Origin of the sequence: Methylomonas sp. LW13 (assembly GCF_016865255.1) — a bacterium.
Lineage (GTDB): Bacteria > Pseudomonadota > Gammaproteobacteria > Methylococcales > Methylomonadaceae > Methylomonas.
The window spans coordinates 5167265-5182706 of record NZ_CP033381.1 but is presented as its reverse complement, the minus strand read 5'-3'; the positions used below and the strand labels follow the sequence as shown (position 1 = coordinate 5182706).

Below are 15442 nucleotides of genomic sequence, written 5' to 3'. Positions count from 1 at the left end.
AACACATATGAACGACATCATCATCGGCATCGATCTAGGGACCACCAACTCCGAAGTAGCCATCGTCGAAAACGGCAAAGTCACCGTGATCGCCGACAGCGGCACAAAAATATTGCCGTCTTTCGTCGGGCTGGACGATAACGGCGAGATTCTGGTCGGCGCCAGCGCCCGCAATCAATACCTGATTTATCCGGAGCGCACGGTCAAGTCGATCAAGCGCCTGATGGGCCAAGATACGCGAGTCACGATGGCCGGCCAGGCTTACACGCCGCAGGAAATTTCAGCGATTATCCTGAAACGCTTGAAAAGCATTGCCGAAGCCTATGTTGGTCGGCCGATAGCCAAGGCAGTGATTACCGTGCCGGCCTATTTTTCGGACGCTCAGCGCCAGGCGACCCGCGAAGCCGGCGAAATCGCCGGGCTGGAGGTGGTGCGGATGATTAACGAGCCGACCGCCGCCGCCTTGGTTTACGGCGCCGGCCAGCTCGAAGCCAAGCGCATGCTGGTTTACGACTTGGGCGGCGGCACCTTCGATGTATCGGTGGTCAACGTGCAGAGCGGTGTCGTCGAAGTGCTGGCCAGCCATGGCGACAATCACCTGGGCGGTGACGATTTCGATCAACTGATCGTCGAGCGGATTTTGGCGCATATTCGCCAGCAATTCGGTATCGAAGTCGAGCCGCACGGCAAGGCGATGGCGCGTATTGTGCGGGCGGCGGAACAGGCGAAACTGGTACTGTCCGACGCGCCGTTTGCGACGATAGAGGAAGAATATTTGCTGGAACGCCAAGGCACGCCACTGCATTTGACAATGGAATTGGCGCGTTCGGAATACGAAGATCTGATCGCCGACCACATCAACGCCACGCTGGACGCTACCCACATCGCGCTGAAGGGCGCGAAACTGATCGCCTCGGACATCGACGAAATCATTCTGGTCGGCGGCTCGACGCGCACGCCGTGCATCCGCGAGCGGCTGTTCGAGGAATTCGGTTTCGAGCCGCACGGCGAAGTCGATCCCGATCTGTGCGTGGCGATGGGCGCGGCGATGCAGGCGGCGATGATTAATGGCGAGGACATCGGCACGGTCTTGGTCGATGTGACGCCCTATACCTTCGGCACCTGCGCGGTCGGCTACCTGGACGGCATGCCTTATCCGTATCAATACATCCCCATCGTGCATAAAAACAGCGTGTTGCCGGTGCGCAAGTCCGAAGCTTTCGAAACCTTTCACGACAATCAACGCGAAGTGAACGTGCGGATTTTTCAAGGCGAGGACCCGGATGCGCTGAACAACGTCGAAATCGGCGAATTTTTGGTCGAAGGCTTGTTGGACGTGCCGGCCGGCAACATCATCACCTTGACGCTGGACCTGGATTTGAACGGCATCTTGCATGTGTCGGCGCGAGAAAAAGCCTCCGGCAAGGAAAAAGCCATTACCATCAACAACGCGATTTCCCGCTTCGATAGCGGCGAACTGAGCAGCGCCAAACAGCGTATCGACGGCTTGTTCGGCGATTCGGCCGGTGGCGAGGCGGATTCGGTTCCGGAAAGCCCGGCCGTGGCTGCCGCGCGGCAAGTCATCAAGAAGGCCGAAGCCTTATTCGAAACCGTTTCCGCCGAAGACAAGGAAGACATGGTGGATCTGATCGAAGCTATCTCGACGTGTCTGGAAAGCGGTGACGAGGTCGGTCTGAAACAGCCGGTCGAGCGCTTGAACGACATCCTCTACTACCTGGAATCGTGATACCGCGCTGCCCGGCTTGCAACGCCCGGCTCGGTGCGGCCACGGCGTGCCCACGTTGCGGTGCGGAGTTGCAGCACATCTTCCGTAGCGAACGCTTGGCCGAACAGTGGTTGGGCGTCGCATTACAAACCGCGCGGGCCGGACGCTTGGCTATCGCGGTGCCGGCGGTGCTGCGCTCCTTGAGTTTCAAGCAAACGCCGGCAGCTAAGCTGTTACATGGCTTCTTGATCCAACAGTTGTATCGGGCGCTGTACGAAAATTTGGGCCGGCAGGATTGGCAAGAAGCGCGTGGCATTCTCAGTCTGTTACAAATGTTGCAAGCTGACAATGAAACCTTGCGCCGATTTGCCGAGATGATTGCCCAGTTGTCGGCGCAAGCGGAATCAAATCATAGTGTTGATTAGGCTGTTAGCGGATTGCCGCTAAGCTACACATCCCGGCAATTCAAATCCTTTAAGACTTAAATTGGCGACAAGCGCAAGTGCGCTTGGGTATAGTGTCTGCGTCTACTATCGGGAAATCACCATGAAAAAACTCCTGCTTACGCTGCTGGCCATCCTGCTGATCATTGAGGAATGGTTGTGGGATTTTCTGTCGGCTTGCGGGCACTATCTGGCTCTGCTGCTCAGGCTGGAAAGTGTTGAGCGTTGGTTGGCGCAAACTTCGCCGGCCATGGCTTTGCTGGCATTTGCGATTCCGGTATTGATCGTCACTCCGCTGAATCTGGCTGCGCTGTCTTTGATCGTGCATGGCCTGTTGTTGCAAGGCATTCTATTGGAAGTGTTCGCTAAGTTACTCGGTACCTTGCTGGTGTCGCGGGTGTTTAAATTGACCAAGCCGCAGTTGCTGACGTTCGGGCTTATCGCTTTTGTTTATCACACCGTGATGGGTTGGCTGCAATGGGCGCATGCCAAGATTGTCGATACTGAAATCTACAGTTGGTCGCGGCAGGTAAAAGCGCAGGTGAAGGCAAAAGTGAAAGCATGGTTGGGCTAAATTCTTGGCGGCTAATCGGGTTTTGAGCCAGTCAGTTTTTGCCGCTGTTTGAACAACACGTAACCGCAGCTGATCAGCGCCGCTATCATCAACATTGCACCGAGTAGCTGCGCGAGTTTAGCCAGCGCATGATCCTGGGCCAATAGGCCGGATTCGGTCAGTAAATATTCCCAATCGTGAAAACCGTAAGGGGCGGAATGGCCGAAATTGCCGCCCAGCAAGGGCAGTTGCCCGGCGCGGGCGTCGTTGATATACGGGGCAATATCCAAGAAGTTCTCACCCACCCACCATAAACACAAGCCGGCGCCGAACGGATCGCGGGTTTTTAGCAGCAAGGTCAACATGCAAATCGTCGGCATCAGAATTTGGCCGAGGGAGCCGCCCAGTGAGGTGATAAATTGCCCGAACGGCCGGAAAATCACATGGCCGGCTTCGTGAAACGGCAGGTTGACCAGATGCAGAAACGACGCGCCGACCGCGTTGCTCGCCAGGCCCGGCGTAATCAGCAACCAGCTCCACAGCAAAAATCCTGGTAATAATAGGCAGCGGCCCAGAAAAACGGCTTCGTTGTCCCGGTAGGTGTCGTCGCCAAATAGGGTGTCTGCGGGGGCTTCAAGATTAATGACAACTTGTTGATGTTCCGCCGCCGGGGAGTTTGTATCGCCGTGGTATTTGTAATATTTGGCAAAGACGATGCCGCAGTGCGGGCAGGATTCCTCCGCGGGCAGCACATCCCGATGACACTTGGGGCATGGCTTCATGTTGGGGCTCCAGGCTTGGTGGGGGAAGATGAACGCAGCTTAGTGCCCATAAACCTTAGCAGCAAGGTGGGGATTTTTTCTGCTTCGGCAAGGTTTTATTTGTGCGTAAGGTAGCTTGCCGAAGCAGCGAGTTTTTTGAGGTTAATCATGTTGGAACTGACATTTACCAGAGCCGAACCGGCCGATGCCGAGCAATTGGCGGAGTTTATCAATGCGGCGTATCGCGGCGAATCCAGCCGGCAGGGCTGGACCACCGAAGCCGATTTGCTGGATGGCCGGCGCACCGATGCGGCGGATATTCTGGACTTAATCGCCGGTGCGGGGTCTATGATTTTGCAGTGTCGGCGGCAGGGAGATTTGTTAGGTTCGGTGCATTTACAAAAAGTCGATCAACAGGTGCATATCGGCATGTTGGCGGTCGCGCCGGCTATGCAAGGTTTGGGGATTGGCAAGCGTTTGTTGGCGGCGGCGGAAGCAGAGGCCGTACAAACTTGGGGAGTTAATCATTTGGTGATGGCGGTGATCCCTTGTCGGACCGAGCTGATGGCGTTTTACGAACGGCGCGGCTATCGGCGTACCGGCATCAGCAAAGCGTTTCCGATAAATCCCGAGATGTGGACGCCAAAAGTGGCGGATTTGTCTTTGGAGTTATTGGAAAAGTGCCTGTAAGCCAGCTTGTTTAAGCGCAGAACCTAGGTCGGTAAATTAACGGTGGCAATCACTTGATTGCCGTTTCCAAGGTATTCCAGTGAGTCGAAACTCAGCATTCGCGACAAGGCTATGCCGCGGCCATGCAGATCGGAGGCGCGTTCCGGGGAGAAATCCAGGTAAGGAGATGGATCGAAGCCTTTGCCCTGGTCTTTGATGGTAAAGATGGTCTGAGTGGGTGTTCTAACGATTTTAACCTGCACGAATTTGTTTTTATATTCGGGCAAACCCAGTCGGCGCTCGATTTCTTCCCGCCAACAACCTTGACCTACCATTTCGGTTTTTTCTTGATAACTAATGCCCAAATTGCCATGCTCGACGGCGTTGAGCAGCAATTCGGAAAGCCCGGTGGCGACCTTTTCCGGGTTGCATGACAACCCGGTCAGCAGCGCGGTCAAGCCATTGACCTCGCTCAAGGTCCGGAAAGAAAACTCCGCTTTTCTCAATAAACCCAGCGCCACCTTTTTGTTGCTAATCCGGGTTCTCAAAGTCTTGTGGCGGCGGCTGTCTTCCAGCGCTGCCGCTACGAAAGCCAGTAAAATTTTTTCGTCGTAGGGCTTGGTAAGGTAATGGTAAACCCCGGCTTGAATGCCTTCCACGATCGACTCCCGCGATGACTCACCGGTCTGGAAAATAACCGGCAGATCGCTAAAGCGCGGGTCAGCTTTGATCTTGGCCAATAAGGCCATGCCATCCATCTGCGGCATGTTGCGGTCGGTAACCACAATGTCAAACGGCTTTTCGCTGCTGTTCAACATCTGCCAGGCTTCGAGCCCGTCCTCGGCGGATTGAACTTCGTAACCGGCAGATTGCAGATATGTGCGGAGGATGTCCCGCATCAGTTTCACATCGTCGGCGATGAGGATGCAGGCTTTATAGTCGGAATTGGATTTCAACGCCAAATCTCCTTGAGGCTACGGATAATACAAACATTTTAGTAGCCCTGGACTCATAGACAGTCTGCTGTGATAGAAAATAGCGTTTCGAAACAAAGTTTAGCGGCCAATCCCCATTTTGCCCACACAGTGAGTATCGATAATTTATTTTTGCGATTTTTCAAGTATATGTTAAACGAATCACAAAAGCATACGGGCAAAAATGCCGCTTGCTTTTGGTGCGGTCGCGATTGTTTGCGGTCTCGGTTGGATTGAAGACGGAAATTGGGGGAATTACCATGGTTAACAGATTGTGTAGAGTGTTTGCCGGCATCGGCTTTTTGCTGGTTGCCAATGCTGCGATGGCGTTTAACACCTTTGATGACGGCAGCGGTGGGGTGTTGAAGTGGGGCGGGAGCAATACGCCGGGCACGCCGGGCGGTACAATAAGTTGGGGCTTTATCCCGGCCGGCACCGCTGGGTCGGCTTATTGCGGCGATGCCTGCCCGGGCACCGCTCAAACCATGCTCAACATCGAAAATTCGCCGGGCACCGGTTACACCTCGGTGTTGCTGACGGATTTACAGGGCGCCATTGAAGCCGCGATGGATAAATGGGCCAGCGTCGCCAACATCAGCTTTGTCGGACCGTTTACAGATTCCGGATTAGCCATCAATAACCCGGCGGCCGGCAACCCGGATATACGCATCGGCGTATTTGCTTTTGCTTCCGGCGGCGGTGCGGTTGGCTATGCGCCACCACCCAACGGCGGCACCGGTAGCGGCGATATAATTTTTGATGCTAACTCTTTTTATGGCTTTCAACCGGGCAAGGATGGCGATACTTTTTTTCCGGGAGGCTCTTCTACCACACCGAATGACTTCGAAAGTCTGTTGCTGCACGAACTGGGACACGCCTTGGGTTTGGCGCACCCGGCCGCCTTTGACAGTAGTTGCCCGGTGATGGAAGTGGGCGGTTCCTGTTTCGGCAAGATCAATCGTACGTTGGATGCAGACGACATTGCCGGCATTCAATACCTTTACGGCGCGCCTGCTCCGGTTCCATTACCTGCAGCGGTCTGGTCTTTCGGCGCGGCCCTGTTCGGCCTGTCATGGCTGAATCGCAAGCGCGATATGGCCTAGCTTGCGATAACTTTTTTGTATTCTAAGCTGCTTGGTTAGCCTTATCCGAATGTCTTCGATTAAGGCTAACCAGGTTTATTGAAGCCCGCGCTTTTAAGGGTTTGACCTCACGCATGTCTCAGCTATAGTGAGCATTTTCAATCGGTTGCCACCGACTGCGCGGGTTGTATCTTGCTGCAATCTTGGTTGATGAGCCGAGCGACGCGGCGTTATGCCCCGGTCTCGGTCTCCTTATCCTCGTCCACCGACATATCGGAAATTTCCTTTAAACGGGCCACAGCCTTGAAGTTGACGCTGCCTTCCGGATACTGGCCTTCCGCATTGAGCTTGCCGGCTTCCTGGCCGGTTAGCAGGCTTAACGCTTCATCGGCGCTGGAAACGGTGTAAATGGCAAATAGGCCTTGCTCGACGGCATCCACCACTTGTTGCTTTAGCATCAAATTGCGTTTGTTGGATGCCGGAATGATCACGGCTTGTTTGCCGGTCAAACCGCGCGCCGCGCAGAGTTCGAAAAAGCCTTCGATTTTTTCGTTGACGCCGCCGATGGCTTGTACTTCGCCGTACTGATTGATCGAGCCGGTCATGGCAAAGCCTTGTTGAATCGGCGTGCGCGTCAGTGCCGAGATCAAACAGCACAGCTCGGCCAAGGAGGCGCTGTCGCCGTCTATGTGGCCGTAAGACTGCTCCATGGCAATGCTGGCGGAGATGGCCAACGGAAATTGCTGGGCATAGCAATGGCCGAGATAGCCGCTCAAAATCATTACGCCTTTGGAATGGATGGGTTGGCCCAGTTCCACTTCGCGCTCGATATCGACGATGCCTCGGGAACCGGGATGCACGGTGGCGGTGATCCGCGCCGGCGCGCCGAAGCTGCTGCCGCCGATGTCCATCACCGTCAGGCCGTTGACCTTGCCGATGGCTTCGCCGTCGGTGTCGATCAGGATGGTGCCTTCCAGCATTTCTTCCAGGATGGCTTCGGCGATGCGGCCGTTGCGTTGTTCTCGTGCCGATAGTGCCAGTTCGATCTCGGCCTTATCAATATTAATCGCGTTGGTTTGGTCGGCTAGCAGGTTGGCTTCGGCGATGATTTCCAGACAGCTGTTGACGTGCGCGGACAGGCGTTGTTGGTTTTCCGCCAGCCGGCAGCTGTATTCGATCAAGCGCAGCAAAGCGCCATCGGTCAAGGCTTTGGCGCCGGAGTCGGCGGCGTGGCGTTTTAGCAAGGTCACAAACTGGCTAACGTTGTCCGGGCTGCGTTTGATATGGTCATCAAAGTCGGCCAGCACCCGAAACATTTCGTTAAATTCGCTATCCAGCTCTTCCAGCAAATAATAAATATCGCGGGAGCCGACCAGAATCACTTTGACATTGAGCGGGATTACGCCGGGCTTTAGGGTGATGGTATTGATGCCCAACTCGGAATACGGTGATTCAATCTCGATGCGGCCGGCCTGTAATGCCCGTTTCAGGCCTTCCCAGACGAAGGGATAAGTCAGGACTTTTTCCGCATCCAGTATCAGATAACCGCCGTTGGCGCGATGCAAGGAGCCAGGGCAAATGCGCCGATAGCTGGTCAACAGCGTGCCTTGGTCGCTGATGTACTCAATGCGGCCGAACAGATTTTGATAGATCGGATGTGGTTCGTAAATGACTGGTGCGCCGTTGCCGTCGTGTTTGCAATCGACCAGGATATTGGGCAGATATTGCTCGATTAGCGCCAAGCGCTTGGCGATGATCTCTCGGCTATCCTGGCTGCGGCTGGGCATCAGCAATTCGCCGATGGTATTGCTCAGGCTTTTTTCGATTTCCGCCAAGTAAGAAATGACGTCATCGACATTTTGGTATTTGTCGTTCAGCTCGGCCAGCAGCGGCTCCAACGCTTGCTTGATGGTGTCGTTGTCGAGCTGGCGGGTTTCTTCCACCAGCGTACGCCGCCATTGCGGCAGTTCCAGCAATACGTCGCCGAGAAATTCTTCCAACTCTTCAGTGTGTTGGTGGAAGGCGTCGCGCTCCGCTTGCGGCAGTAGAGTGAATTGGTCTTCATCTAGCGCCTTGTCGTTGCGGATTGGTAGAAAAGTGATGGTGTCGCTGTCACGATACAGCGCCACGCTCATCTCGCGGGCTTTGGCGTCGACCAGATCGATGGCGGCGTTGTAACGCTGGTTAAAGCGGCGCTCTATCGCCGTCTTTTTCTGTTGGTAACTAGGGCTTTCGAAGGCGGCCGGAAAGGTGGCCAGCACGTCATCAATCAGCTTTTCGATGTCCTTGGCAAAACTATGCCCTTCCCCGGACGGCAATTCGATAGCCACTGGCTCGCGCTGATTCTCGAAGTTATCGACGTAGGCATAAGACAGCGACGATTCTTGCTGTTCGGCATAGGTGCTTAAATAATGGCTGACCATGGACAAGCGGCCGGTGCCGGGGTCGCCCATCACAAAGATGTTATAGCCCGGCGCCTTCATCGCAATGCCAAACGCTAAAGCGGATTGGGCGCGAGTTTGGCCGAGGATGACGTTGTGTTGTGCGCTTGGCGCGGCACTGGGCAGGTCAATCGCCAGCTTCAGGGCCGAGACCGGCAATTTCAATTGTTCAAGCATGATGCGGGTTATTTGCTGTTAGGCATCGACAGCATGTGGCTCATGCGTTCGGCTTTGGTTTTCAGATATTCAAGATTGTCTTGATGAATGCGGGTTTCGATAGCGATACGGTTGTTCACCTGAATCCCCAGCTTGGTGAGTTCGTCGATTTTCAATGGATTGTTGGTGATGAGCTCAATGGAGCGCACTTGCAGGCTATTCAAAATCAGCGCGGCGATGTCGTATTGGCGCTCGTCGGCGAGGTGGCCTAGCTTGATGTTGGCATCGACGGTATCCAGGCCTTGGTCCTGCAGATTGTAAGCCTGGAGCTTTTTCAGCAAACCGATGCCGCGGCCTTCCTGGCGTAAATAAATCAAAACGCCGCAGCCGGCGGTGTTGATCAAATCCAGCGCCATATCCAGCTGTTCGCCACAGTCGCAGCGCCGTGAGCCCAGCACATCGCCGGTGAAACACTCGGAATGGATGCGTACCGGAACGTCTTCCTTGCCGGCTACCTCGCCTTTCACGAAGGCGACGTGTTCTTTTTTGTCGAGGCTGTTGCTGTAGTAGTGGAGGATGAATTCGCCGTGCTTGGTGGGAATTCGGGTTTGAACTTTATCTTCTATGCTTGCTTTCACTGCTGTGGGAGTCCTCAATCTGCGGCATTAAGCGGCAATTGCCCGCGACTGCTTAGCGGCAGAAGCGATGTTCATATGCCTGGAGCCTTTCGTAATTGCTGAGTTGGCAACGATTACGAAAGGCTCCAGGCCAGCGTGTTTGGCTTTGCGGCTATAGCGAGTTTTGTCGGCGAAAACCTGCGCTTTGTTGAACTGATGGGCGAATTTCGCCACCGGGTTTTTGTTGGGCTTGTCTTGCAAGTCCTTGTTGGGGTTTTGTTTTCTCATGCTTTTTTCTCCGCAAGCTATTAAAATAACGTTTTATTTGAACATAGATTGCCTGTGAAATTCCAGAAAGACTTTGATGTGATCGTAGTGGGTGGTGGCCATGCCGGTACCGAGGCAGCCTTGGCTGCTGCCCGTTCTGGTGCGCAAACTCTGTTGTTATCGCAAAACATTGAGACCCTAGGGCAGATGAGTTGCAACCCGGCCATCGGCGGGATTGGTAAGGGTCATCTGGTCAAGGAGGTGGATGCGCTGGGCGGCATTATGGCGCAGGCCATCGATATAGGCGGCATCCAGTTCCGTATCTTGAATGCCAGCAAAGGCCCGGCGGTACGGGCGACCCGGGCGCAGGCGGACCGGATGCTTTACAAGCAAGCGGTGCGCACAGCGCTGGAAAATCAGCCCAATCTGGCGCTGTTTCAACAAACCGTATCCGATCTGATCGTGCAGGGCGACCGCGTGACCGGTGTCAAAACCCAAATGGGGCTGGAGTTCAACGCCAGAGCGGTGGTGTTGACCGCCGGTACCTTTTTGGCGGGCCGTATCCACATCGGCTTGGAAAATTACAGCGGCGGCCGCGCCGGGGATGCTGCATCGATTGCCTTGGCCGAGCGTTTGCGGGAGCTGCCGTTTCGTATTGGCCGTTTGAAAACCGGTACCCCGGCGCGTATCGACGGCCGCACTATCGATTACAGCAAGTTGCAGGAACAGCACGGCGACACGCCGTTGCCGGTATTTTCGTTCATGGGTAGCCGCGAACAGCACCCACGGCAAATTTGCTGCCATATCACCCGTACCAATCAAGAAACCCACGACATCATTCGCTCCGGTCTGGATCGGTCGCCAATGTATTCCGGCATTATCGAAGGCGTGGGGCCACGTTACTGTCCGTCCATTGAAGATAAGGTAGTGCGTTTTGCCGACCGCGATTCACACCAGATTTTCGTTGAACCGGAAGGTTTGACCACCAACGAAGTCTATCCCAACGGCATTTCCACCAGCCTGCCGTTTGATATTCAGTATCGATTCATCCGGACCATGCTGGGTTTCGAGAATGCGGAAATCGTGCGTCCCGGTTATGCGATCGAGTACGATTTTTTCGATCCGCGCGATTTGAAAACCTCGCTGGAAACCAAGCATATGAACGCACTGTTCTTCGCCGGCCAGATCAATGGCACCACTGGCTACGAAGAAGCTGCTGCCCAAGGCTTGATCGCCGGTTTGAATGCGGCGCGTCTGGCCAAAGGCCTGGAAAGTTGGTGTCCCGGCCGTGACGAAGCCTACATCGGCGTGATGATCGATGATTTGATCACGCGCGGCACCGCCGAGCCGTACCGGATGTTTACCAGTCGCGCCGAATATCGTTTGCAACTGCGCGAAGACAATGCAGATCTGCGTTTGACCGAACAAGGTCGAGAACTGGGCTTGGTTGACGATGCCCGCTGGCAGCGCTTTGAAGAAAAGCGCGAGGCCATCGCCAATTTGCAAGGCAAGTTGGCTAAAAAATGGATACGCACCGAATCGGATGAAGCCGCGCTGGCCGAGCAATTGTGGGGCAAAAAGCTGTTGAAAGAAGCCAGCCTGATGGAAATGCTGCGCCGGCCGGAAGTGGATGTCGAGAATCTGCTGCGTTTCAGCGATGAAACCGAGGTGGATGAACAAGTGGCCGAGCAGGTGGCGATCCAAGCCAAATACGCCGGTTATATCGACAGGCAGCAAACCGAAATTAACCGGACTCAGCGCTACGAACATTTGAAATTACCCGAAAACGTCGATTACAGCCTAGTATCGGGCCTGTCTAACGAAGTCAGCGAAAAATTGAAAAAGCAGCGTCCGGAAACCTTGGGCCAAGCCTCGCGGATTCCCGGAATTACCCCGGCGGCGATTTCATTGTTGTTGGTGCATTTGAAGAAGAAAAGCGCTTGATAATCTGCCAAGACATTAGCCCACTTTAGGAGCGTATGCGATGATTGAATTACCTGCGAATGTCGAAAGCCGCCTGATTCATGCCGCGCAAGACGAAGGTCAAAGTCTTGCGCAATTTGTTGACCGCTTGCTGGAAAGTTATCTGGAAGACAAGGCCGATGCGCAGACTGCGGAAGCCGCCTACCGCGATTTCATCGCCAGTGGCGAAGCCTCGATACCTTTGGACAAATTAATTGCCGAGCATGGGGTATAGGGTCGAATTTACCCCCAAAGTCGCCAAGCAATTCGCCAAACTGGACGCCACCACCAAAAAGCGGCTGCAGGATTACTGGTTAAAATTGCAAGTGCTCGACGACCCGCGTGCTAACGGCAAAGCCTTGCAAGGGCCTTTGGCGGGGTTGTGGCGTTATCGCGTTGGCGATTATCGAATTCTGGCACGGATAGTCGATGACCGGCTTTTGATTCTGGTGGTAGGGTTGGATCATCGTTCCTCGGTTTATAACTAAGGATTGTCCACTGTAAAATATGGGAGCTAGGAACAATTTAATGATTCAGCATGAAAAGCAATATCTTGAGTTTATTCAGAAACGCGGTGTTGGCGCAAATGATCATGTTGCTTCGTCACCAGATTCGTATATCTCCTATCTTCGCTCAGTAGCAACGCTTATTGGGCAAGAGATAACGCCGTCGTTACTCAAATCAGAGGAAGATATAAACAACATCGTGCAAAAATTCACTAGTCAAAGGGAGCCAAAAACCATTCGCAACTACTGTTCCGCAATGCGCCGGTATGTTGAGTTTGTTTTGGAGCTAAAGCTTTAAATGTTCGAAATAACGCGAGTTCTGACGGGGTTCGCTTTGAAAAGGCTTGCCTGGATTTCATTTTGAATTGACATGGATTCACTTATCACCCGTTTAAATGCCGGCCTTGCCGATCTTGCGCTGTCTGAGCCACAAGTCACTTGCTTGCTAGCCTTCATAAAACTAATTGAAAAATGGAACAAAGCCTATAACCTGACGGCGGTGCGCGATCCGCTGGAGATGGTCAGTCTACACATTCTGGATAGCTTGGCGATTCTGCCGTATCTTCATGGTTCGCGTGTTGCCGACATCGGAACCGGTGCTGGTTTGCCGGGGATTCCGTTGGCGGTTTGCCGGCCGGATTGTCATTTCACCTTGGTCGATTCCAATTCCAAGAAAACCCGCTTCGTCCAGCAGGCTGTGCTGGAGTTAAAGCTGAAAAATGTCGAGGTCGTGCATAGCCGCGTTGAACTGCTGCAACCGGCGGAATTATTTTCCACGGTGCTGTGCAGGGCGTTTGCCAGCATGCCCGACATTCTGCAGCTCACCGGTCATTTGCTGGCGGAGGATGGTGTGCTGCTGGCGATGAAAGGTCAGCAGCCCGAGCAAGAGCTGATAGACTTGGCCGCAACATACAGCGTGATTCCGCTGACGGTGCCCGGCATAGACGCCGAACGCTGCCTGATTCGACTGGAGAAACCCAAGCATGGCTAAGATTATCGCGATTACCAACCAAAAAGGCGGCGTCGGCAAAACCACCACTAGCGTCAATCTGGCGGCGGCATTGGCGGCTACCAAGCGCAAGGTGTTGTTAATCGACCTGGACCCGCAAGGCAACGCGGCCATGGGCTGCGGCGTGAATAAGGAAGAAATCGAATATTCCAGCTGCGAGTTGTTGCTGGAAGAAGTGCCGGTTTCCGAGATTGTCGTGAAAAACAAGCAGCTGGGTTTTGATTTGATTCCGGGTAACGCCGATTTAACCGCCGCTGAAGTGCAGTTGATGAGTGCGCAGCATCGAGAACGGCGTCTGGCCGATGCTTTGCTGACCATTAAAGATCAATACGACTACATTTTGATCGACTGTCCGCCGTCGTTAAATATGTTGACCTTGAATGCAATGGTGGCCGCCAACAGCGTATTGATTCCGATGCAGTGCGAGTATTATTCGCTGGAGGGATTGTCTTCACTGATGTCCACCCTGCGCAGCATCCGCGATAGCGTCAATCCCGGTTTGTATCTGGAAGGCATCCTCAGAACCATGGTCGATAGCCGCAGCCGGTTGGGCAAAGACGTCTCGGATCAACTGATTGAGTATTTCGGCGACAAAGTCTTCCGGACCACTATTCCCAGAAACATCCGTCTGGCAGAGGCGCCAAGTCATGGTGTGCCGGTGCTGGCTTACGATAAAGCTTCGCGCGGGGCGATGGCATACATAGCGCTGGCCGGCGAAATGATCAGAAAAGAAAAAGCGGCAAAAAAATGATGCAAAAAAAACGCGGTTTAGGGCGGGGTTTAAGCGAGTTGTTGGGCGATGTGAGCGCGCCGGTGGCGGAAAAATCTCAAGACACGCAAAATTTGCCTATTGAATTTTTGCAGCGCGGCAAGTATCAGCCGCGCAAGGATATGGATCCGGAGAAGCTGAAGGAGTTGTCCGATTCGATTGCTGCGCAAGGCATCATCCAACCTATCATTGTTCGAAAAATAGATAGCGAGAAATACGAAATCATCGCCGGCGAACGCCGCTGGCGCGCCGCGCAATTGGCAGAACTGCGGGACGTGCCGGTGTTGGTCAAGGATTTGGATGATCGCTCGGTGATGGCGATCGCCTTGATTGAAAACATTCAGCGCGAGGATTTGAATGCGCTGGAAGAAGCCGAGGCCTTGCACCGCTTGCAGGACGAATTTGAACTCACCCATCAGCAGATCGCCACGGCGGTAGGCAAGTCGCGCACTACGATCACTAATTTATTGCGTCTGCTGGAGTTGGCCGGCGAAGTGAAAGGCATGTTGGGCAAGGGCTTACTGGAAATGGGGCATGCCCGCGCCTTGCTGGGGTTGGACGAAGCCAAACAAATCGAAATTGCCAATAAAGCTGTGAAACAAGGCTTGACCGTCAGAGCGGTAGAAAAGCTGGTGCGCGAACAGCATGAAGATAAACCTGCGGTAGTAAAAAAAGTCGATCCGGATACCTTGCGTTTGCAGCGTGACCTGAGTGAGCGAACCGGTGCCAAGGTGGAAATTAATCATCAGAGCAGTGGCAAAGGTAAATTGATTTTTACTTACACCAGTTTGGAAGAGCTGGAGGGCATCATAAAGAAAATCAATTGAGTGCTTCGGGGGCTGGCAAATGTCGTATTTCGGTCATGGTTCGGTGCTTTGTCGGATTTGCTACATTGCCGTTTTGGGTAACATTGTAGAAAATCAATATGTTACGAAATGGCATGTGTATTGCTGTAAGCGTTGGAATTGAGCGTTTGGAATACGTCTGTAGTGGCTAGGTGTGGACAGTGGGCTCGTTGGGATAGTCTTGCCAAATCAACAAGGTGGCGACGCTGATTGCTTCTTGCTGAATGTGCTTACCTTGCTTTAGACGTGCTGGCTGGATATAATCGCCCAGCTCAAGACGAAAGGGGAAGTACATGACAGCTAGAAATGATTTTTCTACTGTCAGAAAAGTAGTTTTTGGACAAGTCCTGATGGCTGCATTAGTGGCGTCGGGATTTTTATTGATAGGCGGTTGGAAAAGTGCGGTGTCTCCATTATTCGGAGGGTTTGTGGCTTTACTGCCCAATCTGTATTTTGCCTACAAAATCTATCTGGCCAAGGATTTGGGCGCGCAGGGCATCGTTAATGCATTTTATGCAGGCGAAACGGTTAAGTTAATTTTGACGGTAGCCCTGTTTTCTATCGTTTTACAGATTCCCTCTGTTGATTTCTTAACGCTGATGGTGGGTTACATCGCAGTGTTGTCGGTTTTTTGGTTTGCGCTGTTTTGGTGGCGTGATTAG

The 15442-nt window shown here is 53.6% G+C and carries 19 protein-coding genes; 13 read left to right on the top strand and 6 right to left on the bottom strand.

All coding sequences use genetic code 11. The features are described from left to right. Positions 1–7 precede the first annotated feature (7 nt). The 3 genes from JL719_RS23640 to JL719_RS23630 all read left to right on the top strand — a co-directional run bounded on the left by JL719_RS23640 (position 8) and on the right by JL719_RS23630 (position 2743). The gene (locus JL719_RS23640; protein ID WP_033156970.1) at positions 8–1747 is read left to right on the top strand and encodes an Hsp70 family protein; all 1740 of its coding nucleotides are present in this window, start codon (positions 8–10) and stop codon (positions 1745–1747) included. After that, positions 1744–2151, top strand: a complete 408-nt coding sequence (locus JL719_RS23635; protein ID WP_084153303.1) for a hypothetical protein — start codon at positions 1744–1746, stop codon at positions 2149–2151. Before JL719_RS23640 ends, JL719_RS23635 begins: the two co-directional genes overlap by 4 nt. 121 nt (positions 2152–2272) lie before the next feature. Continuing rightward, a complete protein-coding gene (locus JL719_RS23630; protein ID WP_033156969.1) occupies positions 2273–2743 on the top strand; it encodes a hypothetical protein in 471 nt (156 codons plus the stop codon). Between the two features lie 11 nt (positions 2744–2754). On the opposite strand, the gene JL719_RS23625 is transcribed toward JL719_RS23630, so the two are convergent. After that, positions 2755–3504, bottom strand: coding sequence for a hypothetical protein (locus tag JL719_RS23625; protein WP_033156968.1), 750 nt, complete (start codon positions 3502–3504; stop codon positions 2755–2757). A 147-nt stretch (positions 3505–3651) separates the two neighbouring features. On the opposite strand from JL719_RS23625, the gene JL719_RS23620 reads away from it, so the two are divergent. After that, the gene (locus tag JL719_RS23620) at positions 3652–4173 is read left to right on the top strand and encodes a GNAT family N-acetyltransferase (RefSeq protein WP_033156967.1); all 522 of its coding nucleotides are present in this window, start codon (positions 3652–3654) and stop codon (positions 4171–4173) included. A 23-nt stretch (positions 4174–4196) separates the two neighbouring features. Here JL719_RS23620 and JL719_RS23615 read toward each other — a convergent pair whose 3' ends face one another. After that, positions 4197–5108 carry an ATP-binding response regulator gene (locus tag JL719_RS23615; protein ID WP_033156966.1) on the bottom strand — a complete coding sequence of 304 codons (912 nt, stop codon included), beginning with the start codon at positions 5106–5108 and terminating at the stop codon, positions 4197–4199. 278 nt (positions 5109–5386) lie between these two features. On the opposite strand from JL719_RS23615, the gene JL719_RS23610 reads away from it, so the two are divergent. After that, positions 5387–6229: a matrixin family metalloprotease gene (locus JL719_RS23610; protein WP_084153302.1), complete on the top strand. Its 843-nt coding sequence runs from the start codon at positions 5387–5389 to the stop codon at positions 6227–6229. A 209-nt stretch (positions 6230–6438) separates the two neighbouring features. On the opposite strand, the gene JL719_RS23605 is transcribed toward JL719_RS23610, so the two are convergent. Genes JL719_RS23605 through JL719_RS23595 form a run of 3 tightly spaced genes read right to left on the bottom strand, consistent with a single transcriptional unit; the run spans position 6439 to position 9710 of the window. Further along, positions 6439–8826, bottom strand: coding sequence for a Lon protease family protein (locus JL719_RS23605; RefSeq protein WP_033156964.1), 2388 nt, complete (start codon positions 8824–8826; stop codon positions 6439–6441). An 8-nt stretch (positions 8827–8834) separates the two neighbouring features. Further along, positions 8835–9443 carry a GTP cyclohydrolase II gene (gene ribA, locus JL719_RS23600; protein ID WP_051670028.1) on the bottom strand — a complete coding sequence of 203 codons (609 nt, stop codon included), beginning with the start codon at positions 9441–9443 and terminating at the stop codon, positions 8835–8837. Between the two features lie 27 nt (positions 9444–9470). Then, positions 9471–9710, bottom strand: a complete 240-nt coding sequence (locus JL719_RS23595; protein WP_033156963.1) for a DUF7230 family protein — start codon at positions 9708–9710, stop codon at positions 9471–9473. Between the two features lie 54 nt (positions 9711–9764). On the opposite strand from JL719_RS23595, the gene mnmG reads away from it, so the two are divergent. From mnmG to JL719_RS23560, 7 genes are all read left to right on the top strand, one after another. Beyond that, positions 9765–11633, top strand: a complete 1869-nt coding sequence (mnmG, locus tag JL719_RS23590) for a tRNA uridine-5-carboxymethylaminomethyl(34) synthesis enzyme MnmG (protein WP_033157015.1) — start codon at positions 9765–9767, stop codon at positions 11631–11633. A gap of 40 nt (positions 11634–11673) precedes the next feature. Next, the gene (locus JL719_RS23585) at positions 11674–11886 is read left to right on the top strand and encodes a YlcI/YnfO family protein (protein WP_033156962.1); all 213 of its coding nucleotides are present in this window, start codon (positions 11674–11676) and stop codon (positions 11884–11886) included. Next, entirely contained in the window at positions 11876–12139 is a 264-nt protein-coding gene (locus JL719_RS23580) for a type II toxin-antitoxin system RelE family toxin (RefSeq protein ID WP_033156961.1), read from the top strand. Before JL719_RS23585 ends, JL719_RS23580 begins: the two co-directional genes overlap by 11 nt. A 40-nt stretch (positions 12140–12179) precedes the next feature. Then, on the top strand, positions 12180–12455 hold the full coding sequence (locus JL719_RS23575) for a hypothetical protein (protein ID WP_051670026.1): 276 nt from the start codon (positions 12180–12182) through the stop codon (positions 12453–12455). Positions 12456–12527: 72 nt separating this feature from the next. Continuing rightward, positions 12528–13148, top strand: coding sequence for a 16S rRNA (guanine(527)-N(7))-methyltransferase RsmG (gene rsmG / locus JL719_RS23570; RefSeq protein ID WP_033156960.1), 621 nt, complete (start codon positions 12528–12530; stop codon positions 13146–13148). Then, positions 13141–13917 carry a ParA family protein gene (locus JL719_RS23565; protein ID WP_020484113.1) on the top strand — a complete coding sequence of 259 codons (777 nt, stop codon included), beginning with the start codon at positions 13141–13143 and terminating at the stop codon, positions 13915–13917. The genes rsmG and JL719_RS23565 overlap by 8 nt, the downstream gene beginning before the upstream one ends. Beyond that, complete coding sequence (locus JL719_RS23560) at positions 13914–14762, top strand: ParB/RepB/Spo0J family partition protein (RefSeq protein WP_033156959.1); 849 nt, start codon at positions 13914–13916, stop codon at positions 14760–14762. Before JL719_RS23565 ends, JL719_RS23560 begins: the two co-directional genes overlap by 4 nt. A gap of 166 nt (positions 14763–14928) precedes the next feature. Here the strand turns inward: JL719_RS23560 and JL719_RS23555 are convergent, their stop codons facing one another. Continuing rightward, a complete protein-coding gene (locus JL719_RS23555) occupies positions 14929–15075 on the bottom strand; it encodes a hypothetical protein (RefSeq protein WP_165385999.1) in 147 nt (48 codons plus the stop codon). Here JL719_RS23555 and JL719_RS23550 point away from each other — a divergent pair. Next, positions 15074–15442 carry an ATP synthase subunit I gene (locus JL719_RS23550; RefSeq protein ID WP_033156958.1) on the top strand — a complete coding sequence of 123 codons (369 nt, stop codon included), beginning with the start codon at positions 15074–15076 and terminating at the stop codon, positions 15440–15442. The two genes, JL719_RS23555 and JL719_RS23550, sit on opposite strands and share 2 nt — an antisense overlap.